This window comes from Leptospira fluminis (assembly GCF_004771275.1).
GTDB lineage: Bacteria > Spirochaetota > Leptospiria > Leptospirales > Leptospiraceae > Leptospira_B > Leptospira_B fluminis.
In genome coordinates, this window is sequence record NZ_RQEV01000007.1 from 132,612 (window position 1) to 156,000 (window position 23,389).

Consider the following 23,389-nt stretch of genomic DNA (forward strand, 5'->3'; position numbering starts at 1 on the left):
ATCGTACGGAAGAAAATCTTTGACATTCTCCGAATGAGGTGGATCGTTTCCGCTGTATGCGGGAATGCCTTTCCAAATTTTACCGTTTTCTAATCTCTGGTCCGGTCTTTCTTGCCGTTTTTTTGATTTTCGTCGGACAAACGTTCCCCAAATCTTTGGAGACGACTCCTGCAAAAAAGTTGCAGTTGGATTCCGGCTCGCCGGAAGAGATCCGACTTTTCGACGAAATTTCTTTCATGAGGGATTCCCTAGGCTCGCTTTCCTCGAACGAAGTGATCGGAGGAGAACTGGATTCCTCTTTTCGTAGGAACGCGGATAAAATCTCCAACTTCGGTTACGACTCCAATCCTTACTGGTTCAAATTCCGAGCGGAAGTGGAAGAACCGATATCCGAAGAAAGATACCTAAGAATAGAATACCCCCATTTGGATAAGATAGACCTATATTGGAAGGATTCTTTGGGTAGAGAGGGTGAATACCATACCGGAAATCTTACTCCTTTCAAGGAAAGACCCGTCAAAGACAGATACTTCGTATTTCCTATCCCTTTGGAAGACAAGGCGGAGGTGGAGGTCTATTTTAGGGTGGAATCCGAAGGGTCGTTGACCATTCCAATTTCCTTAATTACCCGGAGCAAATGGGAAGAGTCCTTCAGAATATCCCTTGTGCTGAACGGTATATTCTTCGGCGCTTTGGGAGTCATGGTCTTCTATAATTTTTTCCTTTTCTTAGGGATTCGGGAAAAAGCGTACTTATACTATACGATCGTCGTATTCTCTTTCGTGTTATTTACTTTGATCAGTTCCGGTTACGGCTTCTGGTTACTTTTTTCGGATTTCCCGAAATGGGGAAACTACGCATTCGCCGCTATCACGCCTATGGCGATGTTTTTTTTGATCCTTTTTTCCCAAGAATACCTACAAACCCGGAACTCCCATCCTAGGCTGCATCTCTTGTCGAAATTGCTGGCAGGGGTATGGGTTCTTACTCTCTGCGCCTCCCCTTTTTTTCCGCTTCATAAACTTCTTCCGATCATCGCGGTTCTTTCCATCCTAGGAATCCTTTTGCTCCTCTTCGTTTCCGTTTTAAGGGCGCTGAAAAACGACAGAAGGGCCAAAATCTTCCTTGCGGCATGGATACTAGGTCTTACGGGAATTATCATGTTTTCCTTAAATAGATTGGGACTCTGGGAATCCGAGCCGATCGCAAGCGGGGCTTTGAAATTAGGTCTTTTGAGTAACGTAGTCTTGCTTTCTCTAGGTTTGGTCGATAGGATCAACACGTTCAGAAAGGAAAAAGAGGAATACAAAGAGAAAGCGGATCAGCTTTTGGAGCTCTCCTTGTTGGATCCGTTGACGGGGGTGGCGAATAGAAGGTTTTTCGACCAAGAGTTGGACCGCGAATGGAACCGATCTCTCCGTACGGAAAGACCTCTGTCAATGCTTATGATAGATGTGGATTATTTCAAATCCTACAATGATACGTACGGACATCTGAAAGGAGATGAAATCCTGGAAAGAGTGGCTCTCGCATTGAAGGATTGTTTGAATCGTTCTTCGGACATGATCTCCAGATACGGCGGTGAGGAATTCGGCGTAATTCTTCCGGACACTCCTGTGGAAGGAGCCATAGTAGTCGCTTTGGATATGCTACAAACGGTAGAAGATATGCAGATCGTTCATGAAAAAAGTCCTTTTTCCAGAGTGACCGTGTCCATCGGAGTCTCCAGCAATTTAGACAGGGAAATCCATTCTCCCCAGGAACTTCTCGGCGCTGCGGATAAGAATCTGTATGATGCGAAGTCTTTCGGTAGAAATCATATCCGACATTAAAATCGATTTTTGTAATCCGATCTAAACTTACAGTCGGACTAAAAAAGCCAAAAAAGTACTAAAAGGGCCAAATTTTCCTGGACCCGGTTTTTAACCGAGGTTACAATCGGTTCCCGCTATGGAAACATCGAGGCTTCCTTTTCTCAACTCCTCCACTTTGTATCACATGACTAAGGTTTCCGCCGAGACTTTTAAGGATCACCCGGCTCAATTTTACAAACCGGACGGAAAATCCTACAGAGCCGTGTCTTATTCCGAACTATACGAAATCATAATCAGGATCGGTCTCGGTTTGACTTCTATCGGAGTCGATCGCGGAGAGAACGTAGCCTTGATCGCCGATTCCGGATACAGATGGCTTTGGGCCAGTATGGGAATCACGAACATAGGAAGCGTGGATGTCCCGAGAGGAACGGACTCCACTCTCGAGGATTTAGTTTATATTCTAAACCATTCCGAAGCGAGAGTTGCGTTCGTCGAAAACGGAATCACTCTTCGTAAGATCGCTTCGAATTCCTCGGCGTTTCCGAAATTGAAGGTTCTGATCGTGTTCGAACCTTCCGCCAATCTAGGACAAAACGATTCCTTCAAAGTTCTTCATTTAGAGGACCTAATCTCCTTGGGTGATCGTTGGATCCGGGAAAAAGGCGAGATGGAATTCCACAAACGAGGAGAGTCCATCCGAGAGGACGATCTTGCCACGATCGTATACACATCCGGCACCACCGGGAGGCCGAAAGGCGTCATGCTTTCCCACAAAAACATAATGTTTAACGTGGACACTTCCCTTTCTCTTTACGACCTCCATTTCAGTCCGGAGGATAGAACCATGGCTTACCTTCCCCCGTGGCATATCGCGGAAAGATTGATAGAAACTGCCTGTGTGCGTGTCGGCGCTTCGGAAGCCTTCACTTCCATTTCGAGTCTAAGTCAGGATCTGCAGGAAATCCGTCCGACCTTTCTCTTATCCGTACCTCGCGTCTGGGAAAGTTTTTATAATAAGATCCAGGATAAACTGAGGGAAGCCTCGCCTCTTAAAAGATTGCTTTTTCCTATTTTTCAGAAAGTCGCTTCTTCCTTTCATAAGTACAAAAGCAGATTTATTGGTCTGGAATATTCTCTGCATAGGATTTCCTTTCCGATGGAATTTCTCCGTAGATCCGCGGCCTTGGCGGCGATGGCAATTCTGTATTTGCCGAATTTGATGGCTCAATTCGTTTTTTCTAAAATTCGAAACGGTCTCGGGGGAAATCTGAAATATGCGCTTTCCGGCGCCGGTGCCCTGCCCGAATACATAGATCGATTTTTCAATTCCATAGGGATTCCTTTATTGGAAGGTTACGGGATGACGGAGTTAGGAGGTATCTCCACCCGTAGGAGATTGGACGCGATCACGGTAGGAACCTTAGGTAAGTGTCTTCCCGGAGTCGAGATCAAACTTCTCGACGAAAAAGGAGAAGAAATTCACGACCCGGGAATCAAAGGAATCGCATGGCACCGCGGACCTCACGTGATGATGGGATATTATAAGGATCCTGATAAAACGGCAGAAGTGCTCGTGGACGGGTGGCTGAATTCCGGGGATCTCCTTTTTTGGACCGCGCAAGGAGACCTAAAATACGCAGGCAGAGCAAAGGATACGATCGTGCTTTCCGGAGGGGAAAATCTCGAACCCGAGCCTATCGAATTCGCGCTGACAAAGAGCGAACTGATCCTACAAGCTATGGTGGTCGGGCACGACAAGAAGTCCGTCGGAGCTCTCCTAGTTCCGGACTGGGAAGTCTTGGACAAACAACTTCAGGAATGGAAGTCCAGACTACTCCAAGAAATCCAGGATCCGAATTCGGATCCGGACGTCCGCGAGTTGTTCAGGAAAGAAATTCGAGATCTGGTTTCTTCCAAAAACGGTTTCAAAAATTTCGAAAAGGTGTCCAATTTCTATCTTCTACCCAAGAAGTTCGAGCCGGGAGACGAATTGACTTTGACCATGAAGGTTCGCCGGAATGTGGTCGCCGAAAAATACAAAAACGCAATAGAGAAATTGTACAAATAAGGATTTATTTTTAGCCAATGTAACCGTTGAAACGAATTTCTCGAAATGTTGAAAAGGAGCTTTATACATGTTATCCCTGTCGGAACAGCTTAAGCATCGGATCTCAACCGTATTGTCGATACTATCTTCGATTATCTTTCTACAGACCCTTTTTTTCAAGTTCACCGGAGCGGACGAGTCCGTAGAAATTTTCTCTACCATGGGAATGGAACCTTGGGGAAGGATCTGGACGGGAACATTCGAATTTCTCATAGCCGTTTTACTCCTGATCCCACCCCTAAGATTCATCGGAGCGATCGGAGGATTCTTCCTGATGGTAGGCGCGGTCTTTTCCCACCTTCTTTTTATAGGCATCGTCGTCCACAACGACGGAGGCTTGCTCTTCGGGTTGGCCTTGTTTACCCTTGCCTCCTGCACGATCATTCTGAGTATAGAATGGGACAGTCGTCCCGCTCCCTAAACTTCGGATCGGAATCTCTCTTAGATCGAAATTTCGAGCTTGGGAGATTCCCTCTTTCTGGGAAGGTCTGCGGATCGTAACGTATTTTTATCCCAAATTCGATCGAAACTTCCCCTTACAAACGGCCGATTCCGTTGACATTTCCAATCCGTCGGATCTTATGGAATAAGGCCGCTTCATCTGATGAAATTCCCACGAGGAAAAATATACGACGGATTCTTCGTTTCCGACGTTCATTATCTGCTGAACAAAAAGATCAAATCGCATAAGCATAAAGAGCTTTTCCAGCTACTCGATCATTTGGACCGGAAGGAGATCAAGTTTCATAATCTCTATCTGGTCGGAGACATCATCGAAAGTTGGTTTTTCAGCGCGGACAGAAGGTTGACCAGAATAAAGGGAAAGAAAAGATTCAACAAATTATTCGATCGTTTGGACCGCCTTTCCAGCGGTAAGGGAAGGAAATACTACATCGTAGGAAACCATGATACGACTTCCTATTTGATGAGATTGTCTCCCAGAGTGGAAAGCTATCTGCGGGCAAGGGACTGGATCATCTGTGAAAAAGCGGAGGACGATGTCTTGATCGCGTTGCACGGCCACCAGGGACAATACAACAAATTTACCTGGATCGGGTCCATATTCATATTAAGAATCTTACACGTCTTCGCTTCCTTGTTTCCGGGAATCTTCCGATTCTCCGAGAATTTTTATCACAAACACTTGAATAGACAAGACCCGACGACCGCCGAAGAAACTCTCGCCTATTACCAGAAGCTGGCAAAATTCGCACACCAAGGCAAAAAAGTGCTGATTTCGGGACACACGCACGACTTTCTCTGTCTGCCGAAAATGAACATCATTAATACCGGAGATTGGGTGAAAAGCAACACGTTCGTAATCCAGGATCTGCGCAAATTCATCGGGATCAGAATGACCGCTAGAAAAGAATTCAAAAAGGAATTTCGATTAAAAGTCTGATCGAAAGTCGCCCGGCAAATTCGAATTTTTCGTAGGACCGTTTGAAGCAGAAATTCCCGTTCGTGGATGAAAGGAAATTGCAAAATCTTTCCTTGTATGTATACTTTCGCCCATGTCGGAAGAACAACTCTTCGCAACTCTTAGGATTATAGACAATCACCCTTGGTTATTCTGGTTCGGCGTCAGCGCTATTTTTCTGATCTCGGTTTTCATCCACGATCTGCTTCAAAGAAAACACACGATAAAACACAACTTTCCCATCGTGGGCCATATCCGTTATCTGTTCGAGATGATCGGTCCCGAGTTGAGACAGTATTGGGTCGCCAACGATAAGGAGGAGATGCCTTTTAATCGCGCCGAACGATCCTGGGTTTACGCGACCTCGAAGAAGCAGAACAATAATTTCGGTTTCGGAACCACCGAATTGTTATACGACGCGGGCTATCCGATCATAAAGCATTCCGCGTTTCCTTTTCCGGAAGGTCAGGCCAAATTTCTAAACGGAGATCCTTCCATGATCCCGTCCTTGAAAGTCATGGGGGAATCCCACGGTAGAAAAAAACCCTATCGTCCTTCTTCCATAATCAACATATCCGCCATGTCGTACGGATCTTTGGGGGAAAGAGCGGTATCCGCACTCAATCGAGGAGCAAAACTCGCTCGTTGTTATCAGAATACGGGAGAAGGGGGTCTTTCTCCGTATCACGCCTTCGGAGCGGACGTGGTGTGGCAATTGGGAACGGGATATTTCGGCGCTAGAGATGAAAAAGGGAAGTTTTCCATGGACAAGTTCCTGGAACGTCTTTCGGAAAATCCGTACGTTAGAGCCATAGAGATCAAATTGTCCCAGGGCGCAAAACCGGGGAAAGGAGGAATCTTACCCGGCGCCAAAGTCACAGCCGAGATCGCTAAAATCCGAGGAATTCGAGTGGGACAGGATTGCATTTCGCCTAACGCACATTCCGAATTTACGGACGTAAAAGGTCTTGTGGATTTTATAGAAAGGATAGCGGCAGAAACCGGCCTTCCCGTGGGCATCAAGAGCGCGGTAGGAGAGTCCAAATTTTGGGAGGAGTTGGCGGAAAGAATGAAATCCGGCGGAAAAGGCCCCGACTTCATTACCATAGATGGCGGAGAAGGCGGCACGGGAGCCGCGCCCTTAACGTTTACCGACCATGTATCTTTACCTTTTAAAGTGGGATTCGCCAGGGTGTATCGCATTTTTCAGAATGCGGGGATCGCGGACGGAATCGTTTGGATCGGGAGCGGAAAATTAGGTTTTCCTGATAGAGCCATCGTGGCTTTCGCGATGGGGTGCGACTTGATCAATGTAGCCAGGGAATCCATGATGTCCATAGGTTGCATCCAAGCCCAGAAATGCCATACGGGTCATTGCCCTGCCGGAGTCGCAACTCAAAGTAAATGGTTGCAAGCAGGGCTAGACGTGAATCTCAAGGCCGAGCGAGCCGCAAGTTATATTAAAGGATTCCGGAAGGAATTACTTGCGGTCGCACACGCCTGCGGATACGAGCACCCTCTTCAATTTACCGGTACGGACATAGAAATAGGTGCCGGACTGAACCGTTTCCGAACGCTTTCCGAAGTATTGGAATACGAACGCGAACCGGTCCGTTTTACTACGATGATGGATTACACCAGTTTTATTCCGGAAAAATCATCTGCCTGATTCTTTCAGGATTTGGGAAAGAAGGTCCGGACGATCGGTAATGATTCCGTCGACCCCGTCCTTGAGGAGTCTCCTCATATCGGAGGGGTCGTTGACCGTCCAGGGATAGATTTTATATCCTAGGGAATGGTATTTTTTCACGTATTCCTCGTCCACCATCAGCTGTTCCGGAGCCAATATATCCGGAACAGCTTTGTCGTTCAGTAAGAGATTTCTCAATGCCACTTTCTTGTAATAGGGCATCTGGGAATCCTTGAACGTAGCGTAAATTTGTCCTCTCAGGATTTCCGGTTTCTTTTCCTTAATCCGTTCCAACACGAAGGGATTAAAAGAGGAGACGAAGACGTATTTCGGAAATTTCTTTTTCGTGAGAAGGTCTATAACGGCGTCCGCCACCTGTTTCGCGGGATCGCCCGAATCTTCGGATTTGATCTCGATGTCTATCACCGATTTTCCGCCGAATTCGTTTAACACTTCCTCCAGAGTCGGAACCTCTTCCCCCTTGTATTCGGGAGCGAAATGACTTCCCGCATCCAGCCGTTTGATGTCCGTTAAAGACGTGTCCTTAACCTTCCCTTTTCCGTTCGTCACACGATCCAGATTATAATCGTGTATAACGACCAATTCTCCGGTCTTACAAAGCATGGTGTCCAACTCGAAGCCGTGTCCGTATTTCATCGCTAAGCGAAATCCGGAAAGGGTGTTTTCCGGAGCCAAGGCTCTGGCACCTCTGTGTCCTAGAATCAGTACGGACTGCGGAAACTCTTTCCGCACGAGATCCGTGCGCGGAGAATGAGGAACACAATTTGTTCCGAAAAGTAGAAATACGAAAAAGACGCCGAGAAAAAGGGAATTTCGGCCGCGCATCCGGAATCTAGTCGAGGACATGTGGATCGCTCCTTCCGCGGAAAGCGGTGTTATCAAAACGACAAGGACCTTTCTAACTCCGTTCGGCTTTCGGAAAAGAAGTTTTCAGGAGAATCGCTTGCCTTTTTTTCATTTCGTAACAAACTTTGCGCCATCATAATGATGACAATTCTGGCCGGCCACATTCGAGAAGTCTTAATCGTATTACGCTCGCCTAGTTCCGCGTTCCGAGACGCGGGTACGGATCCGAATTTTCTAGTCTCTTTCCGAAGGGTTTTTTTCTTTTTCCTAATCGGTTCTTTCTTTAGCGGGCTTTTCTCTTTGCAATCTGCGGCCGTTTTTCTGGCCTTCGGAGGCTCCGTTCTGGATTTTCTTTTGAGAGTTCTTTTCCCCTCCGTTTTTTGGGAAGCGACGTACTCCGCACTCTATTCCGGATGCTTTTTACTGATCGGAGGAATTCTTCTCTATTGGATTCCGAAATATTCCCGGGGACTGACAGATGCACGAAAAAGCGTCACTTTCTTGTCCAGATTGGCTTTTCTTGTCCCGCTCTGTTCCTTACTCTATCTTGTGCTTCCGGCCGGATGGTTCCGTTTCACCGTTTTGATCCTTTTTTTCCTCTATTCCAGCTATCTACTTCTGAACGTCCTTTATTACGGATTGAAATGCGAACGTAGGAATTCGCTTATCAGCAGCCTGGCCGTCGGTTCGGTTTCCCTTTTGTTCTTTTTCTGGATGAATGGAGGAGTCTCCCAAGACCTGTTCCGACCTTCCTATCCCAAACCCATGACACCCGAAGAGGAAAAGGAAAAAATCCAGGAAGCGAAAGAAGTCATCGAAAGATTGGAAAAAGCGAGAAGGGAAAAAGGTCATTCGAACTAAAAATAAAAATCCTCGAATTCAAAAAGGAGCCGAATATGGCGCGAGTCCAACTGCAACTGCCCGAAAAACTTTCCTGGTCCACCTCCCTTAGGATCAGAATCTACGATACGAACTTCGCCGCTCACCTGGCTCACGACAGAGTGGTTTCCCTATTGCACGAGGCAAGGGCCAGACTTTTTCGGGAAAAGGGAACGAACGAATTGGATGTGGAAGGATCCGGAATCATTCTTACGGACCTGGTAGTGGTTTATAAGGCAGAGGCGTTTTTCGGAGACGAGGTTCGCGTGGAAATCGGAGCGGACGATTTCAGTTCCAAAGGTTGCGACCTATACTATCGTATGGTTCATACCGACGGACCGATCTCGGGGAAAGTAATTTGCGAAGCCAAAACGGGACTAGTCTTTATGGACTACTCGACTCGAAAAGTCACGGAAGTCCCGCAAACCTTTAAAAGCTGGTTTTAAGCCGATCTTACAAGGAGGAAACTTTTTCCTACCAAGCCTTCGTCTAATAGTCATAGGCTCGGAGTTCGGAAGTTCTCGGGAAACGAGTCAAAAAAGAGAAAAAGAAGGGCGAGAGGATTTTCAACCGGCAAAAAAACCCCTCCTCTAAGGGCTAAAAGGTACCCCGAACGGGAATAGGCCTGCGCTTCCCAAACATCGATTCACGGTTTTTTCTTTGCCTGGCAGGCCTTCTGGAAAGAATGGCAAGTACAGCCGGAAAGAGAGGGTTCTTCTATGAAACGGACCGAGTTGGAGAGACGAGAAAGAGATCTCCGCAAAGCGCAAAAAAAAACAGAAACCCTGCAGAGACGTTCCAAAGGAAGCAGCATTGGAGACTTCATCGAACAGTTGTCCGGGTTGTTTCGCCACGACGCTACGGAGATTTTCAATACCAAGGATGATATTGCGATATTAGAGGTATTGGAAGATATGCAAGCTGTCATTCCTCAGAAAAAGTGGGACGACGTTTTGAGAAAAGCGATCAAGAAAACCGGAGTCGTGGAAAAAGAACGGGCCTACCAGGAATTGCTGGAACTCCTCTCATTCGAAGAGGAAGAAGACGCAGAGTCTACGGAAGAAGTGGGGGTTTAACCCTCATTTTGATCCGTCTTCTAACGCTGGGGACGGATCGGTTTCATCTAAAAATTGAAATAGAAAGGACAAGATAGGGAAGCAGTTTTCGCCCCTTACCTTGTCCTAATTCGTTTTACCGGCGAAGCGAATTCGCTTCGAGGATTAATGTCTTTTGGGTCTATTGTTGAACGTTTGCGGTTTTGCAACGTCTACGTTCAGCGTTCTGCCTTTAAACTCAGTTCCGTTCAGACTGTTTTTGGCGTTTTCTGCCTGTTGTTCGTTTGCCATCTCTACAAAGCCGAAACCTTTGCCTTCGATGATTTTAACGAAAGCAACTTCGCCATAATTAGAGAACAATTCGTTAATTTCCGAATGCCCTACAGAGTAGTTGAGATTTCCAACAAAAAGTTTGCGATTTTGCATGCTTTCCTCGATAGTTTCATTTTAGGCAGCCGGGACTTCGCAAATGGTAATTGTCGATTCCTGAAAACAACCTAAAGGTCGAGGAAGCGATTCGAGCGGGTATCCACCGTCTTTTGCTACCGGAACTTCCTGACTTTCTGGGAAACTTAGGTCCAAAAGAGATGGATCTACTACTATGACATGTGCGGTTATAAAGATCAGCGAACCTGCAATAAAGCCACTATAAAATCATATTCGAGAACATGCAAGCATAAGAAATTGTTCGAGCTTATAAGTTTGGAATCGTAATAATCGCCCTTCCTGAATCGGTTCCGAAAGAAATCACCGTTTGGTTTTGGCGATCGCGCCGGCGCACCGGATTCCGTCCATGGCCGCGGACACGATTCCGCCGGCATAGCCGGCCCCTTCTCCGCACGGATACAATCCTTTGATCTTCACATGCTCAAGGGTTTCGGGATCTCTCGGAATCTGAACGGGGGAAGAGGTTCTGGTTTCCGGTGCGTGAACCACAGCATCGTTGGTCAGATATCCCTTCATAGATTTGTCGAATTCGCGAAATCCGGCGCGAAGAAGTCCGTATATAAATCCCGGCAGAACGGAACCCAATTCCACGGATTTTATTCCAGGTGCATAAGAAGTCTTGGGAAGGCTTTCCGACATTTTGCCGTCCACAAAATCCACGAGTCTCTGGGCGGGTGCGGTTTGGGTTCTTCCCCCTTCAATCCAGGCTCGTTTTTCCAGTTCTTTTTGGAATTCCATCCCGGCGAGAGGACCGAATTTGGCATAGGGTTTAAAATCTTGGAGCTGTAGCTCCACCACGACACCGGAATTTGCAGTGGGCCTGGCTCTTTTGGAAGAAGACCAGCCGTTCGTAACGATTTCCTCCTGTTTCGTGGCACAAGCCGCTATGACTCCGCCGGGGCACATGCAAAAAGAATACACTCCTCTGCCCTCTACCTGCTTTACGATGCTATAGGGGGAAGGCGGCAGATACGGACCTCTTTCTCCGCAGCGGTACTGGATGGAATCGATTAGGGACTGCCGGTGTTCCACCCTGACTCCTAAGGCAAGAGGTTTTGCCTGGATTTGGATTCCTTTTGCATGCAATAATTCGAATATGTCTCTGGCGGAATGTCCCGTAGCCAAGATCAACCGTTCCGCATTGAAGCGATCCCCCCGCTTTGTAAGAACTCCTCGGATCGAATTCCCCTCCAGTAGGATGTCCGTGACCCGTTGGTCGAAATGAACCTCACCTCCCCTTTCCAGAATCGTTTCGCGGATTTTACGGACGATCTTAGGTAACTTGTTCGTTCCTATATGCGGATGGGCCTCAACGAGTATTTCCTTGGAAGCACCGAAACCCACTAGCAATTCCAGGATTCTTCTTACATTACCTCTTTTCTTGGATCTCGTGTATAATTTTCCGTCGGAATAAGTTCCGGCGCCGCCTTCTCCGAAACAATAGTTGGAATCTTCGTCCACCGTATGGTGCGCGTTAATCTGTCGCAAATCCAAAGGTCTACGGGAAACGTCCTTTCCCCTTTCCAGAATCACAGGTTTCAGACCGTTTTGTATAAGTTCCAGTGCTGCAAACAATCCGGCAGGGCCTGCTCCGACAACGAGCACTTCCTCCGAGTCTTTTACGTTCGGATACTCCGGCAACCGCACCGGAATTTCCAGGAACTCCTCCTCGATAAAAGCCAGAACTCTTAAATCGAACAGTACATTCCTTTGTCTTGCGTCGATCGAACGGTTCAAAATCTCCACATGACGGAGCTCGCGTATCGAAATCCCGGCGGACTTAGAAACGTATTTCTTTAGTTCCTCTTCTTGCCCTGCGATCTCGGGAGATACCCGAAGATGGAGTTCTTGGATCATTTTATTTCCCTGCTCGGATCAGTTCAGCAGGAATTTGCCGGAATAGGATTTGAATTTTTCCCGCAAAAATTCGATCCCTTCCTTTTTTTGCATCGTGAGTAGCGCTTCCATATCCTCGTTCCACGGAAATTTGCTCTTCCGATCCGGTTTATTTCTATAGCCGACGTCGTAGGCGTCCTCGACGGAAAGAGCCTTTGCGGTATTGATCTCGCGGGGAACGATAAATAGATTATTATAATGTAATTCCACTATGTCGTACGAGAATTTTTTGCAAAGGATCTCCGCTTGGGAAATGCTTTGGCCGTAAAAGTGATCCTCTTTCCAATAATGGTCCGCGTCGTAAAGAACGGAAAACGAGATGGGAGGCGGAATTTTCTCGTTGATTTCCAGACAGACCAAAGAAGGCCTATATTTGGAAAGAAGTTTTTCCAGGACGAAGAAATCGTAGCTGTCTATATCGAAATTCAGAAAGGCGAACTTTTCCGGGCAAAATCCTGCTTCTAATACCGCGATCACGTTGTCCGGGGTAACCTTCGTTTTGATCAAATAGCAATCGGGAAAAGAGGCGTACAAACCGGCAAGCTTGGAAAATTTGATCGCGTCGTACTCCACCGCGATCCCGTTCCAGCCCTGACGAAACAGAAACAGTGTATTGGACATGGTAATACCGTCCGAAGCCGCGATATCCACGCAGAAACGCTCTTTGATGCCGAGCGCTTCCAGATACTTACGGATAATGCTTTCTTCGTCCAGATTCGAAAACGTCGAACCGGATCGGTTCCGAATCGAGCGAAGGAGAAAAGCGGCCGAGTTGACTAGAATCGGCGGCAGGAATTGTCTTAAAAGATTTTTCATGAGTCGGATTGACTCTTCCTACCATGCAGTTCGATTCATTCAACCATTTCCGCAGTTTCTTCCCTCGGAACACCCGAAATGTCTTCCGCTTTTTTAGGATTTTTGAGGATGAATAAGGCTCCGACCGCAAGTACGGTCGAGATCCCGGCGCAGATCAGTATTACAAGCCGCATAGAATCCAGAAACGCCAGACGAGCCGCTTCCGTTAACGCGTTGCCGAGTTGTTCCGGTAAATCCTTGGCGATCGCTACCGCCGCTCCGAGAGTGCTCTTAGCGGCTTCGAGGGAATGGGGGTCCGTACCGTCCAAGGAAATTTCCTTCATTCGATTTTTATAAACTGCGGTCCCGATGCTGCCTAAGACTGCGATTCCCATAACTCCGCCGAACTCCGCTCCGGTCTCCGAAATAGACGCCGCCGCCCCCGCCCTTTCCGGAGGAGCGGCGCCTACGATGATATCCGTTCCTAAGATGACCACGCAGCAGATCCCGATCGACAAGCATAAGGCGCCGAGAAAAATATATACGAGTCCGGAACCACCCTCGATCTGGAAGTAGAGAAAAAATCCCAAGATACAGAGTACGCAGCCGCCGATCACAACGTAGAGACGTCTGATGCGTCTGACCAAAATCGGAACCGTCAAGGATCCCACCACATTTCCCACCGCTCCCGGAAGAGTCCAAAGCCCCGCCTCCAAAGGAGACAATCCCAAAATCAATTGAAGATACTGTGTGACGAACAAAAAACTGCCCAATGCCACGAAGATGACCATGGTGTTTGCGACCAGGGCTCCCGAAAAAGCGGGGATTTTGAATAGCTCCAGATCCAAAAGAGGATCGGAAAGAGTCTTTTGCCTTCTTACGAATAGGAATCCCACGAAGATACCTGCGAAAATGAACGCGAGAGGAACCTTACCGAGGCCCTCTTCGGAAATTTTTTTCAGTCCGTAGATTACGGAGAGAACACCCAAAAGGGAAAGAAGTGCGCTTGTAAAATCCAATCTTCCCGCATTCGGATCCTTGAATTCAGGTAATAATTTCGGTCCTACCAACAGAAGTAAGACCATCACCGGAACGCTCAAAAGAAAGACGGAACCCCACCAAAAATGTTCCAGCAACATGCCCCCTACGAGCGGACCTATGGCTCCTCCGATCGAAAAACTGGTTCCCCAGATGCCGATGGCGAAGGTACGTTCATTCGCATCCAAAAACATGTTCCGTATCAGGGAAAGTGTGGAAGGCGCCAGGGTCGCTGCGGTGATCCCAAGCAGGGCACGGGTCGCAATGAGCATCTCCGCACTCTTGGAAAAGGCCGCGAATACGGATGCGACTCCGAACGCAGCGGCGCCCATGAGCAATAACTTTCGTCTACCGATACGATCCCCTAGGGTTCCCATGGTAATTAAAAATCCGGCCACCAAGAATCCGTAGATATCCACGATCCATAGCATCTGAGAGCTGGAAGGTTTCAGTTCCGCCGCAAGTTGGGGAATCGCCAAATAAAGCACCGTCAGATCCATGGCGTATAATAAACACGGTAAAGCGATTACCGCCAGGCCGATCCATTCCTTGCTACCGGCGCGCGGACTAACGTTCGAATTCATTTTAAATGTCCTTTCTCGGTCTGTAAAAAAGGGAAACGAGTCCCGAATCGAAACGTTTCCAATCGAAAAGTTCGAGTTCTAGTCTAGTGGAAAGTCCCTCGAAAAGCGGCTTCCCTCTTCCTAAAAACAGCGGATTGATCATAATCCTGTATTCGTCGATCAATCCGTGTTCCGCCAAGTAGGCGCCTAGATTGGAACTGCCGAAAATCGCGATATCCTTTCCGGACGTTTTCTTCAGAACCGAAAATTCCCCTTCCACGTTTTCGCGAATCAATCTGGTATTTTTCCAATCCGCTTTTTTCAGCGTTCTCGAGCAGACGATTTTATCCAAACCGTTCATTCTTTCCGCAACGGCAGGATCCCGTTCCGACGCCACGGCGGTGGGCCAATACCCCGCCATAAGCTCGTAGGTAAGACGACCGAACACCAGAGTGTCCACTCGATCCAGAAAATCGATCGCGTATTCGTTAAACGAATCGTCCACACGGTGCCAGTCGATTTCCCCGTTCGATCCGGCATAATAACCGTCCAAAGTGGTTAGCATTTGAAAAACGATTTTTCTCATCTTAGTACGTCTCTCCTGTCTTTGATTTTGGCGACCGAACGGGTGCATCGGAACATATAGTATCATTTTTCCAGAATACGTTTGAGATTTGCCAATCCGGTTTCGAATTCCGAACCGACCAGCTTGTCTACATCGCAGAACACCGACATTACTTTCGAGAAATAGTGATTGGCACCGTACATGGCCCAGGTGAGTCGTGCAGTCTTTCCGTCGGAGGCGATGGTGTATTCCACGATGTCATGCGCTTCGAACGGTTTTAGGAAGTCCAGTTTGAGCACGATCTTGGAAAAAGGGACCGTTTCCGTGATTTCCATCCTTCCTACTCCGGCTTCCTTGCCTTCCCACTCGTAGATCGCTCCTTTTCCTGTTTCGGATCCGCTGAATTTCCTTTGCATTCCAGGATCCTTTTCAAACGGAGACCATGTGGACCCTTGGCGCAGATCCGTCAGTACGGAATATACTTTTTCCGCGGAGGTTTGGATCTCGATCGACCTTTCGATACGGAAATGGTCCGGCTTAGTAGCCGCAAATCCGATCACTCCCAATAAGAGGACCAGGACTAAGAGTCCGATTCCCTTTAAAATCGATTTTAACCGAAACATTGTTTTTCCCTACGAATCCGAGGATTCGATTTATAAAAATATTCAGGACGGCCGACGGAAAGAATCCTCGCCGGTCGTATTCGACGCGTTTCTTACATCTTAGGCAGATAATCCGCAAGTTTCGTAAGCGTTTGGTTCAGACCTTCCGTCGCTCCGTACTTCTCGACCACTTCGTTGCGCGCTTCCGCTGTTTTGAAGACAGACCTCATGAAAAGTTCCGTCTTTCCGTTCTTTTCCGTAAAGAGTACGGTCACCCGGAACTCTCCCGGATAATCCGCTTCGCCGGTGCCGTGGGTATAGACGAGACGACTCGGTTTAACTACTTCGGAATAAACGATCTGATTCGGATAATCCGTTCCGTCGGGGCCGTGCATGATGAATTTCCAGATTCCTCCCGGTTTCACTTCCATGCTATCTATCGTATTTGTAAAACCGTTCGGCCCCCACCAATGTACGATGTGTTTCGGATTCGTCCAGGCTTCCCAAACCAATTCCCGGGGCGCATCGAAGATTCTCGTAGTGGAGATTTCGCGGTCAGCGGTGTTCGACTCTAATTCTTTTTCCATATCCGATTTCTCCTTTTCAAAGCGGTCTTATATCGAAGTGCCTGCAAGTCTTTTGCTTTCGGGACGAAGCGCCCAGGAAACGGCGACCAAGAGCAGAACCACGAGAGGAGTTATGATATGCCAGGCGGCATTTCCCGCAAACGCGTTCGCGGCGCTAGCGGCCGTGAGGTTGAACAACATTCCCGCGTAGGCCCATTCTTTCAAAAGAGCCAACCTAGGAAGCAATATTACGATTCCGCCAAGCAACTTCCACGGACCTAGGATCATCGGAAAATAAGGAGGAAATCCTAATTGTTGCATTCCCGCAGCGACCTCAGGACTTCCGCTTATATAAATGATCCCTCCCGAGCAAAAACTCGCGGCGGTAAGAACGGTGGTAACCCAATACGCGATACTCCGAATCATGATTTTGGTTTTTGCCGGATTATGACCGGCTTCTTGTGTCGTCGTGCCCATTCTGTTGTAACTCCTTTAAATATTCTTCCAAACGATCGAATCGCTCTTCCCAAATCTTGCGGTAGCGATCGATCCAATCGGATACTTCTTTTAAGGGGGCTACTTCCAATTTTGCCGGACGCCACTGCGCTTCCCGACCTCTCGAAATCAGTCCCGCTTTTTCCAATACTTTTAGATGCTTGGTGATCGCCGGCAGACTCATATCGAAAGGTTCCGCGAGTTCCTTCACGGAAGCCTCCCCCCCTTGCAAGGTGGACAAAATTTGCCTGCGAGTCGGGTCCGCAAGTGCGGCAAAGGTAATGCTCAACCGATCTTCCTGTACCGCAGATGAAACCATATAGTTAATTAACCAACTGGTAAAATAATAAGTACTCAGACTTTTTGTCAATGGAAAAAAGAAAAGGGTTCGGCTTTTTCTGAGAATTCCGGAATTCGGAAGAAAATCTCGGAAACCCTGGACAAATTGGCAGAATCAGAGGTGACCCCACCGGGACTTTACCCGGAGAGGCCATTCCAGGTAGGAAATCTAGGGCAGGATTCTTTTCAAAAGTACGGAATCCAAAGCCCAGGCTCCTCCTCCGGCGAGAAATAGAAGAGCCGAAATTCCAATAGCAAGCAGATGGTATTCGAATCCTTCTCCCGTCTGGGAACCGAACCAATTCATAAAAAATCCGTTCTGCCTTTGGTAGATCGCGGCGCCGATCATGACAAGGCCGATCCCCAGGGCAGAAACTCGAGTTCCGAAACCGAGGAGAAGTCCTAAGGCGCCGAAAGATTCGGCAAGAATCACCAGCACGGAAACCGGGCTCGGAATTCCTTGGGAAGAAAAGAAGTTCACCGTAGCGGAAAAGCCGTGGCCTCCGAACCACCCGAACAACTTCTGCAGACCGTGGGGAAGCATCACCGCTCCAAGCGTAATCCTCGCAATCGTATAAGCGAAGTTCGCCTCCGTAAAAAGCAATTTTTCGATCATTCCATTCTCCTGTAAAAGGCGATTTCCCTCGCCTTTACGAAAACGAGTGTAACACGCAAGCGGGGTTTTCGTAAATGGACGGATCGATTCTTCTATTGCACTTTTCGTACTCGGTTCCGAATTTCCACGGGAGTCAATCCGGATCGGATCTTTACGTAGCGACTGAAATATGCGGAATCGGAAAAATCCAAGTCCCTGCATATCTCGGAAAGACTCAAGTCGCTGTGAAGCAGGAGTCTCTTGATCTCCAGCATGATTCTGTCATGAACCAGGGATTTTGCGGATTGTCCTAGGACGGACTTGCATTGTTTATTGAGAAGCGCGGGAGAAAGTCCGAGGGCCCTCGCGTAAAATGCGGTGTTTCTTTTTTGTAGAAAGTATTCATCCAGCATCCGCTGAAACTCCGCGACTTTGGAGTCTTGAGAGGATAGATTCGATACGTCGGCGTACTCCTTTTCCAATTGCAAGAAGATCAATTGGGAGATCGCGTTTAGGACTCTGGGATCCTCCTCGGTTTTTCTAGAGGAGACCAATCTTTCGAAATCCGACTTTATGGATTCGATATTCTTAGGTACGATTCCCGAAACCGTGGATCCGTATCGAAAGAAAGGAAAGTCTCGAAGAGCGGATCGAAAGCCGCTCTGTGCGTAAAAATCCGAGGAGACTTTTAGGGCATACCCTTCGATCCGGCCGATGAAATTCCAGGAATGCACTTGCCCCGGCTTTAAAAAGAATACCGAATGTTTACGGATTTTGAACTCCGTAAAGTCTATGGTGTGGGTTCCCTCTCCTTTCAGAAAAAAGAAAACCGCAAAATAATTGTGTCTATGAGAGCTGGAATATTCCCGGAACGTAGGAGGGAGCTCCTCCAATTTGCCTGCGTAAAATACGGACTCGGGAACCCTTTCTATCTCCGATAGTGAAAAAGAAGGAATGGAAATTTCCCGCTCGACCATACGTGTTTTTTAGAATTCCGACGCGGAAACGTAAATCAAAAATCGGATCCGACGTCGGAGAGACACTTACTTTTCCACCGGCATCCAGATTTCCAAACCGCCCTCCCCGGTAGCTGGGTCGAACTCCTTTCCGTACTTTTCGAAATTCGGCGCGTTGACGGGTTTCGTACCGGACTCCGGAAACCATTTGTTCCAGATCGCGGAAATCGTGGACCGGATTCCGGCGATATGTCCTTTATGGGAAAACACCGCATAACGTTGCGTAGGTAGCTTAAGACAAGTGAGACCACTCGGCAAGGAGTGGCCTTCGACTACTTCCACAGCGCTCAAATAGTCGAAGTTTCCTTCCTCGTCGAAGTTATAACAGACTCCGTAGGCATCCTCTCCGATCTGTCCGGGAATGTTTCCGAGATACGGGGAAAATTTCTGCCATTGGTTCGGAATTCCTCCGGGAGATTGGCAATCGTAGCGTTCCAGAATACCGACCATGATTCTGGGATTTAAAGTTTCGAATCGCGGCGGGTCGAGTGCGACGGTAATAGGTTGGGAATTCATCGTGATAGCCTCCACTAGATCGATGTTCTTCAGGTTTCCTTTGTTTCGTACCTGATCGGGAGTGGCGGAAAACTGATCGCGGAAGGCACGGGTAAAGGCTTCATGAGATCCGTAGCCGGTTTCGAGGGCTAGGTCGAGAATCGATTCTCCGTTTTCCATCAGTCGCTTTGCAGCCTCGCTTAACCGACGAGCACGAACGTATCGCATCAAAGAAATTCCCATCGCGTCCGCAAACGTTCGGGTGAGATGGAAGGGCGAAACTCCGGAAGCTTTGGCGATTTCGTCCAAGGAGATGTTTTCCCTCCAATGACTTTCCACGAACCAAAGGGCTTTTTGAACGAAATTCATGCCGTTTCTATCGATGCTTACGAGAGGAGAATACCAGACCTGAAAACGATCCGCTTGATACTTCTTGCGATCCGGAAAGAAAAATCGGATCCATCGGAATTTTTTTCCGCTTCTTGGAAGGTCCGTCGAAAAAAGACCTGGAGCGGTCTTTCAATCGTTTACGTGAATCTTAACGTCGTACGGAGCAGGATGTCCTTCTCCCCGTTCCACCCAATTCCTGAGACTCAAAAGAAACGTAGCCCATTTCGTACTGCAATGGTGCATGAACTCCACCGGAGATTTCCACCCCGCATGGGAAAAAAGAACGAATGTCTGCTTTTCCTTGTAAACCAATTTGAAAGTGACGGAAGTATCGAGCCATTCCTCGGGACCTTCCATACATCTCCATTCCAGCAGCTTATTCTTAACGGATTTCGTGACCTTCATCTTGGTAAAACCGAAATCCACGATTTTGCCGAGTCCCGTATTTCCCGACGTCTCGATCGTCCACCAATGAGCCAGCCCCTGAATCGTATTGATCGCTTCGAAAACCTGATCGGGCTTAGATCGGATTCCTACTCTATGAAGTATGTCCGGCATGGGATTCCTCCTTATAAAACCAGGCGCCTACGAAGATGCCAAGGAAAGTAGAAACGAAACTTCCGATCAATTGACCTACGAGAATACGGTACGGGAAAATACCGAGAGCGATGAAATCGATGGATACGGAAAATTTCGAAGCGATCCAAAGAACCAAAGCGGCGATCAAGGCCGTTTTGTGCCCGGCGCCGAAGCGAGGACGAATTCCGGCATAAATCCAAACTCCGACGACGCCTTGAAGGAAGCACATCAAAGCCCAAAGTAAAAGCGAATCGGATTGGGGCAAGGGATGGATGACTCCGCTCGTTCTTTGCATCCAACCTTCGAAATCGTTTTTAAGAATGCCGCCGTTTACGATGCCGGCAACAACGAAGAAAATCAGTCCTGCCAGGATTCCTCCCAGAAGCACTCTCGGAAAATTGATACTGGTCTTTGTCGTCATTTTGGTCCTCCGATTCGAATCGTTTTATAAATGGATGATATCAATATTACCCCAAGAGGCCTTCAGATACTCTGCCACAAAATGCCTATGACAATGTTCATGGGAAGGTTCGCTACAAAGCAGGCAGGCGCCGTCGAAGAGAGTTTTGGGAAAGAGGGTTTCCACTTTTCGCTTCTTCATCAGATTTAGGAATTTCTTCTCGAAAACCTTCCAATCGCCTTTGTTCTTTTTGTACTCGTCCAATATTTCCTGGGTCGGAGCCAAGTCTAGGGAATGTACGTAGTCGATATGCGGAATCTCCCTTAGGAAGAATTGCAAATCGTCTTTTTTCGTAAACCCTGCGAGTTGAGATACGTTGTTCAATCTGATGTCTATCACTCGTTTTAATCCCGGCTGTTTGAGCAGTTCGAAAAACTGAGACGCGCTTTTTTGGGTGAACCCTAGAGTGAATAGCTTCAAGCGCTTCTCCTTGTCACAAGCCTTTCCGCGAGGTATCCCATAGGAAGGTAGGCAAGCGTCAGATCTAGAACGATAAACCAAACCGGCGCAGGAAGCGTAAAGGAATTCATAATTCCGCCTAACAGGAAAAGTGCGGATACCCCGAGCGCAAGCTCCCTTTTGCGGCTCGCTGCGAGAAAAGAAACGACAAGTCCGCTCACAAACGTGCCTATGGCGTGGGCCAATAAGGGAATCATATAATGCTTAGGTTGGAACAGATGTATGGACGCTTTTAATCCTTCCATAGTCGTCACATCCGCGCCCTCCGGAGGGGGAATGATTCGGCCGCCGAGAGTTATGATCCCCATGTTTGCGATACTACCGAGAACGATTGCGACAAGTACGGAAAGTATGTTTCTTAATCTAGGATTCATCATATATCTCCTGGGTCCGAATTAGGTGGATGCTATCAAAAAAGCTTCGCCGCTGGAAAGTTTCAGCCCGTCGCTTCTTCCCGTAAAATATTTCCGGGCAAGATCTTCCGCCGATACGTATTGCACTTGAGAGAAGCCGGCTTTACGGGCCAGGTCAAGCATATCTGGCGGGCTGAAAAAGCTTAGAAAAGGAGTTCCTGCCGCACGCGCCGCCTTATAAACGGCTTCATGTTGCGGACGTTCCTCCGGATCGATCAGTTCCAAAGGAAGGATAAAGGTCATAGCAAGAGTGGAACCCGGAGCAAGAGAAGCGATCTGACGTAACATCGCAAAGATCGCCTCCTGGGTAAGATACATCGTGACTCCTGTGGAGGCGACTACCGCCGGCTGACTCTTATCGAAACCGGACTTTTCCAAAAGATTCCACCATGATTCGCCCGCTTCGAAATCCACGGGAACGAAATGAAGCCCATCCGGAATGCCGAAACCTAGATCCGTCAATCTTTGTTTTTTCCAAGCCTGAGGACCCGGCTGGTCCACTTCGAAAATCCGAAGCTTAGATGCAATCGACGGGCGACGCTGTGCAAACGTATCCAAACCCGCACCCAAGATCACATATTGGTGTACCCCGCGATCGCAACCTTCCAGAACCAGATCTTCGATAAAGCGAGCCCTTGCCACGATCGATGCCCGATACGTCGCGGTCCCCGTCGGATGCATGTCCGGACGTTGGCGCCAACCCTCGTCCGGAGCCGTCAATTTCAAACCGATCTCGTCCTCCAACAAATGAGGAGGAGAATCTATCTGAACGTGCATGGCACGCCACAAAGCCACACGCACCGCGGAGCTTTCCGGTCCGATCGCTTTCTTATCTTGCATAGTTTTCTCTCGTACTAGGACTTGCACCTTTTCGCGTTTTCCGTCAATTCCTTTCTTACCGACCCGGAGAAGCTGTATAGGAGTAGAAAAAATTTCCGAACATTTATTCAACTAATAGGTTTAATACTTGACAAGGTTTTGCCCGAGGAGCATTTATTCAACTAGATGGTTGAACTTAGGAAAAACGAGCAGAAACTGGATAGCGTGTTCGCGGCGTTAGCGGACAGCTCGAGAAGACAGATGCTGGCAAGATTGCGGAAACAGCCTCTCACGATTTCAGAGCTGGCTCGTCCTTTTTCCATGTCCTTTGCGGGAGTCGCAAAGCATATCGACGTATTGACCAGTGCCGGTCTTGTGCGCAAGGTGCGGGATCCGGAAGACGGGAGAAGTTACCGATTGGAACTTCAAAACCAAACCCTTTCCGAGGCATCGGACTGGCTCGCTTATCACCAGCAATTCTGGACCAATAAACTAGACAGACTCGAAATTTTTATAGAGGAGCAAGATCATGACCAAAGAGGTCCTAAAAGTAGAAAAAAAAATTAACGCCGAGCCGGCTCGGTTGTTTCGCGCCTGGTTGAAGCCCGACGAACTTTCACGATGGTTCTTATGCTGCAATACGATGGGCGTAGGGATAGGGTCCGTCAGCATGGATCCGCGTCCCGGAGGCAAATTCCGGATCGATATGACTCTTGACGGAAAGGTTTTACCGCATACGGGAGAATACAAGATCATCGAAGAACCGACCAAATTGGTCTTTACTTGGAGATCCCATATGACGGGAGATCAGGATACTCTTGTTACCGTTACGTTTACCGCCTTGCCGGAAGTCACGATAGAAAGCGAGGGAAAGACGGTTCGAAAACCGCAAACACTCGTAACCTTAACTCACGAACTCCTCTTGACGAAAGAGCAAATCGAAGCCCACCATCGCGGTTGGACAAACATCATAGACGGCCTAGAATATTGGCATGTAGGCAAAGAATAAACGGTCGAAAAAC

Annotated in this window: 28 protein-coding genes; 10 read left to right on the top strand and 18 right to left on the bottom strand. The window is 48.0% G+C overall.

Features of this window, described 5'->3' with window-relative positions; translation table 11 throughout:
• Positions 1-38 precede the first annotated feature (38 nt).
• The 5 genes from EHO61_RS05880 (at position 39) to EHO61_RS05900 (ending at position 7,013) form a co-directional block, all read left to right on the top strand.
• Complete coding sequence (locus EHO61_RS05880) at positions 39-1,832, top strand: diguanylate cyclase (protein WP_246032030.1); 1,794 nt, start codon at positions 39-41, stop codon at positions 1,830-1,832.
• 118 nt (positions 1,833-1,950) lie between these two features.
• Positions 1,951-3,885 (top strand): AMP-dependent synthetase/ligase, encoded by a 1,935-nt coding sequence (locus EHO61_RS05885; RefSeq protein ID WP_135812707.1) that lies wholly within the window; start codon positions 1,951-1,953, stop codon positions 3,883-3,885.
• 67 nt (positions 3,886-3,952) lie between these two features.
• Positions 3,953-4,345, top strand: coding sequence for a DoxX family protein (locus EHO61_RS05890; protein ID WP_135812708.1), 393 nt, complete (start codon positions 3,953-3,955; stop codon positions 4,343-4,345).
• Between the two features lie 183 nt (positions 4,346-4,528).
• On the top strand, positions 4,529-5,326 hold the full coding sequence (locus EHO61_RS05895) for a UDP-2,3-diacylglucosamine diphosphatase (RefSeq protein WP_135812709.1): 798 nt from the start codon (positions 4,529-4,531) through the stop codon (positions 5,324-5,326).
• A 112-nt stretch (positions 5,327-5,438) separates the two neighbouring features.
• Entirely contained in the window at positions 5,439-7,013 is a 1,575-nt protein-coding gene (locus EHO61_RS05900) for an FMN-binding glutamate synthase family protein (protein ID WP_135812710.1), read from the top strand.
• Here the strand turns inward: EHO61_RS05900 and EHO61_RS05905 are convergent.
• On the bottom strand, positions 7,002-7,901 hold the full coding sequence (locus tag EHO61_RS05905) for a glycerophosphodiester phosphodiesterase (protein WP_135812711.1): 900 nt from the start codon (positions 7,899-7,901) through the stop codon (positions 7,002-7,004). The two genes, EHO61_RS05900 and EHO61_RS05905, sit on opposite strands and share 12 nt — an antisense overlap.
• Before the next feature lie 141 nt (positions 7,902-8,042).
• On the opposite strand from EHO61_RS05905, the gene EHO61_RS05910 reads away from it, so the two are divergent.
• The 3 genes from EHO61_RS05910 (at position 8,043) to EHO61_RS05920 (ending at position 9,856) form a co-directional block, all read left to right on the top strand.
• Complete coding sequence (locus tag EHO61_RS05910; RefSeq protein ID WP_167884815.1) at positions 8,043-8,762, top strand: YIP1 family protein; 720 nt, start codon at positions 8,043-8,045, stop codon at positions 8,760-8,762.
• Between the two features lie 35 nt (positions 8,763-8,797).
• On the top strand, positions 8,798-9,226 hold the full coding sequence (locus EHO61_RS05915; protein WP_135812713.1) for a thioesterase family protein: 429 nt from the start codon (positions 8,798-8,800) through the stop codon (positions 9,224-9,226).
• A gap of 198 nt (positions 9,227-9,424) precedes the next feature.
• Positions 9,425-9,856: an LB_289 family protein gene (locus tag EHO61_RS05920; protein ID WP_342776052.1), complete on the top strand. Its 432-nt coding sequence runs from the start codon at positions 9,425-9,427 to the stop codon at positions 9,854-9,856.
• Between the two features lie 144 nt (positions 9,857-10,000).
• Here EHO61_RS05920 and EHO61_RS05925 read toward each other — a convergent pair whose 3' ends face one another.
• The 17 genes from EHO61_RS05925 to EHO61_RS06005 form a co-directional block, all read right to left on the bottom strand.
• Positions 10,001-10,261 carry an RNA recognition motif domain-containing protein gene (locus EHO61_RS05925; protein ID WP_010409572.1) on the bottom strand — a complete coding sequence of 87 codons (261 nt, stop codon included), beginning with the start codon at positions 10,259-10,261 and terminating at the stop codon, positions 10,001-10,003.
• Between the two features lie 321 nt (positions 10,262-10,582).
• Entirely contained in the window at positions 10,583-12,139 is a 1,557-nt protein-coding gene (locus tag EHO61_RS05930) for an NAD(P)/FAD-dependent oxidoreductase (RefSeq protein WP_135812715.1), read from the bottom strand.
• Between the two features lie 18 nt (positions 12,140-12,157).
• Complete coding sequence (locus EHO61_RS05935) at positions 12,158-12,994, bottom strand: hypothetical protein (protein WP_135812716.1); 837 nt, start codon at positions 12,992-12,994, stop codon at positions 12,158-12,160.
• A 35-nt stretch (positions 12,995-13,029) separates the two neighbouring features.
• Positions 13,030-14,595, bottom strand: a complete 1,566-nt coding sequence (locus EHO61_RS05940) for an MFS transporter (RefSeq protein ID WP_135812717.1) — start codon at positions 14,593-14,595, stop codon at positions 13,030-13,032.
• A 1-nt stretch (position 14,596) separates the two neighbouring features.
• Positions 14,597-15,160 (bottom strand): dihydrofolate reductase family protein, encoded by a 564-nt coding sequence (locus EHO61_RS05945; RefSeq protein WP_135812718.1) that lies wholly within the window; start codon positions 15,158-15,160, stop codon positions 14,597-14,599.
• 62 nt (positions 15,161-15,222) lie between these two features.
• The gene (locus tag EHO61_RS05950) at positions 15,223-15,762 is read right to left on the bottom strand and encodes an SRPBCC family protein (protein WP_210415307.1); all 540 of its coding nucleotides are present in this window, start codon (positions 15,760-15,762) and stop codon (positions 15,223-15,225) included.
• 92 nt (positions 15,763-15,854) lie between these two features.
• Positions 15,855-16,328, bottom strand: a complete 474-nt coding sequence (locus tag EHO61_RS05955; protein ID WP_135812719.1) for an SRPBCC family protein — start codon at positions 16,326-16,328, stop codon at positions 15,855-15,857.
• Positions 16,329-16,355: 27 nt separating this feature from the next.
• Complete coding sequence (locus EHO61_RS05960; protein WP_135812881.1) at positions 16,356-16,733, bottom strand: DoxX family protein; 378 nt, start codon at positions 16,731-16,733, stop codon at positions 16,356-16,358.
• 19 nt (positions 16,734-16,752) lie between these two features.
• Complete coding sequence (locus EHO61_RS05965) at positions 16,753-17,121, bottom strand: ArsR/SmtB family transcription factor (protein WP_135812720.1); 369 nt, start codon at positions 17,119-17,121, stop codon at positions 16,753-16,755.
• Positions 17,122-17,310: 189 nt separating this feature from the next.
• Complete coding sequence (locus EHO61_RS05970; RefSeq protein WP_135812721.1) at positions 17,311-17,757, bottom strand: DoxX family protein; 447 nt, start codon at positions 17,755-17,757, stop codon at positions 17,311-17,313.
• Between the two features lie 92 nt (positions 17,758-17,849).
• The gene (locus EHO61_RS05975; RefSeq protein ID WP_135812722.1) at positions 17,850-18,713 is read right to left on the bottom strand and encodes a helix-turn-helix domain-containing protein; all 864 of its coding nucleotides are present in this window, start codon (positions 18,711-18,713) and stop codon (positions 17,850-17,852) included.
• A 66-nt stretch (positions 18,714-18,779) separates the two neighbouring features.
• Positions 18,780-19,616 carry an AraC family transcriptional regulator gene (locus tag EHO61_RS05980; protein WP_135812723.1) on the bottom strand — a complete coding sequence of 279 codons (837 nt, stop codon included), beginning with the start codon at positions 19,614-19,616 and terminating at the stop codon, positions 18,780-18,782.
• Between the two features lie 150 nt (positions 19,617-19,766).
• A complete protein-coding gene (locus EHO61_RS05985; protein ID WP_135812724.1) occupies positions 19,767-20,195 on the bottom strand; it encodes an SRPBCC family protein in 429 nt (142 codons plus the stop codon).
• Positions 20,176-20,637, bottom strand: a complete 462-nt coding sequence (locus EHO61_RS05990; protein WP_135812725.1) for a hypothetical protein — start codon at positions 20,635-20,637, stop codon at positions 20,176-20,178. The genes EHO61_RS05985 and EHO61_RS05990 overlap by 20 nt, the downstream gene beginning before the upstream one ends.
• Before the next feature lie 24 nt (positions 20,638-20,661).
• Positions 20,662-21,096, bottom strand: a complete 435-nt coding sequence (locus EHO61_RS05995) for a DUF488 domain-containing protein (RefSeq protein WP_135812726.1) — start codon at positions 21,094-21,096, stop codon at positions 20,662-20,664.
• Positions 21,093-21,509, bottom strand: coding sequence for a hypothetical protein (locus EHO61_RS06000; protein ID WP_135812882.1), 417 nt, complete (start codon positions 21,507-21,509; stop codon positions 21,093-21,095). The genes EHO61_RS05995 and EHO61_RS06000 overlap by 4 nt, the downstream gene beginning before the upstream one ends.
• Positions 21,510-21,530: 21 nt before the next feature.
• Positions 21,531-22,388 carry a class I SAM-dependent methyltransferase gene (locus EHO61_RS06005; RefSeq protein WP_135812727.1) on the bottom strand — a complete coding sequence of 286 codons (858 nt, stop codon included), beginning with the start codon at positions 22,386-22,388 and terminating at the stop codon, positions 21,531-21,533.
• Between the two features lie 165 nt (positions 22,389-22,553).
• Here EHO61_RS06005 and EHO61_RS06010 point away from each other — a divergent pair, with 165 nt between their 5' ends.
• Both EHO61_RS06010 and EHO61_RS06015 read left to right on the top strand, forming a co-directional pair.
• Positions 22,554-22,934 carry an ArsR/SmtB family transcription factor gene (locus tag EHO61_RS06010; protein WP_135812728.1) on the top strand — a complete coding sequence of 127 codons (381 nt, stop codon included), beginning with the start codon at positions 22,554-22,556 and terminating at the stop codon, positions 22,932-22,934.
• A complete protein-coding gene (locus tag EHO61_RS06015; RefSeq protein WP_135812729.1) occupies positions 22,897-23,376 on the top strand; it encodes an SRPBCC family protein in 480 nt (159 codons plus the stop codon). Before EHO61_RS06010 ends, EHO61_RS06015 begins: the two co-directional genes overlap by 38 nt.
• The last annotated feature ends 13 nt before the right edge of the window (positions 23,377-23,389 follow it).

What these genes read in the sequence shown, in the direction of transcription:
- EHO61_RS05950 (WP_210415307.1), bottom strand. Translation starts at nt 15,762, where the DNA reads ATGTTTCGGTTAAAATCGATTTTAAAGGGAATCGGACTCTTAGTCCTG.
- EHO61_RS06010 (WP_135812728.1), top strand. Translation starts at nt 22,554, where the DNA reads ATGGTTGAACTTAGGAAAAACGAGCAGAAACTGGATAGCGTGTTCGCG.
- EHO61_RS06000 (WP_135812882.1), bottom strand. Translation starts at nt 21,509, where the DNA reads ATGAATCCTAGATTAAGAAACATACTTTCCGTACTTGTCGCAATCGTT.
- EHO61_RS05930 (WP_135812715.1), bottom strand. Translation starts at nt 12,139, where the DNA reads ATGATCCAAGAACTCCATCTTCGGGTATCTCCCGAGATCGCAGGGCAA.
- EHO61_RS05965 (WP_135812720.1), bottom strand. Translation starts at nt 17,121, where the DNA reads ATGGTTTCATCTGCGGTACAGGAAGATCGGTTGAGCATTACCTTTGCC.
- EHO61_RS05900 (WP_135812710.1), top strand. Translation starts at nt 5,439, where the DNA reads ATGTCGGAAGAACAACTCTTCGCAACTCTTAGGATTATAGACAATCAC.
- EHO61_RS05960 (WP_135812881.1), bottom strand. Translation starts at nt 16,733, where the DNA reads ATGATTCGGAGTATCGCGTATTGGGTTACCACCGTTCTTACCGCCGCG.
- EHO61_RS05955 (WP_135812719.1), bottom strand. Translation starts at nt 16,328, where the DNA reads ATGGAAAAAGAATTAGAGTCGAACACCGCTGACCGCGAAATCTCCACT.
- EHO61_RS05925 (WP_010409572.1), bottom strand. Translation starts at nt 10,261, where the DNA reads ATGCAAAATCGCAAACTTTTTGTTGGAAATCTCAACTACTCTGTAGGG.
- EHO61_RS05935 (WP_135812716.1), bottom strand. Translation starts at nt 12,994, where the DNA reads ATGAAAAATCTTTTAAGACAATTCCTGCCGCCGATTCTAGTCAACTCG.
- EHO61_RS05975 (WP_135812722.1), bottom strand. Translation starts at nt 18,713, where the DNA reads ATGGTCGAGCGGGAAATTTCCATTCCTTCTTTTTCACTATCGGAGATA.
- EHO61_RS05890 (WP_135812708.1), top strand. Translation starts at nt 3,953, where the DNA reads ATGTTATCCCTGTCGGAACAGCTTAAGCATCGGATCTCAACCGTATTG.
- EHO61_RS05915 (WP_135812713.1), top strand. Translation starts at nt 8,798, where the DNA reads ATGGCGCGAGTCCAACTGCAACTGCCCGAAAAACTTTCCTGGTCCACC.
- EHO61_RS05895 (WP_135812709.1), top strand. Translation starts at nt 4,529, where the DNA reads ATGAAATTCCCACGAGGAAAAATATACGACGGATTCTTCGTTTCCGAC.
- EHO61_RS05905 (WP_135812711.1), bottom strand. Translation starts at nt 7,901, where the DNA reads ATGTCCTCGACTAGATTCCGGATGCGCGGCCGAAATTCCCTTTTTCTC.
- EHO61_RS05980 (WP_135812723.1), bottom strand. Translation starts at nt 19,616, where the DNA reads ATGAATTTCGTTCAAAAAGCCCTTTGGTTCGTGGAAAGTCATTGGAGG.
- EHO61_RS05970 (WP_135812721.1), bottom strand. Translation starts at nt 17,757, where the DNA reads ATGATCGAAAAATTGCTTTTTACGGAGGCGAACTTCGCTTATACGATT.
- EHO61_RS06005 (WP_135812727.1), bottom strand. Translation starts at nt 22,388, where the DNA reads ATGCAAGATAAGAAAGCGATCGGACCGGAAAGCTCCGCGGTGCGTGTG.
- EHO61_RS05945 (WP_135812718.1), bottom strand. Translation starts at nt 15,160, where the DNA reads ATGAGAAAAATCGTTTTTCAAATGCTAACCACTTTGGACGGTTATTAT.
- EHO61_RS05940 (WP_135812717.1), bottom strand. Translation starts at nt 14,595, where the DNA reads ATGAATTCGAACGTTAGTCCGCGCGCCGGTAGCAAGGAATGGATCGGC.
- EHO61_RS06015 (WP_135812729.1), top strand. Translation starts at nt 22,897, where the DNA reads ATGACCAAAGAGGTCCTAAAAGTAGAAAAAAAAATTAACGCCGAGCCG.
- EHO61_RS05985 (WP_135812724.1), bottom strand. Translation starts at nt 20,195, where the DNA reads ATGCCGGACATACTTCATAGAGTAGGAATCCGATCTAAGCCCGATCAG.
- EHO61_RS05885 (WP_135812707.1), top strand. Translation starts at nt 1,951, where the DNA reads ATGGAAACATCGAGGCTTCCTTTTCTCAACTCCTCCACTTTGTATCAC.
- EHO61_RS05910 (WP_167884815.1), top strand. Translation starts at nt 8,043, where the DNA reads ATGACAATTCTGGCCGGCCACATTCGAGAAGTCTTAATCGTATTACGC.
- EHO61_RS05990 (WP_135812725.1), bottom strand. Translation starts at nt 20,637, where the DNA reads ATGACGACAAAGACCAGTATCAATTTTCCGAGAGTGCTTCTGGGAGGA.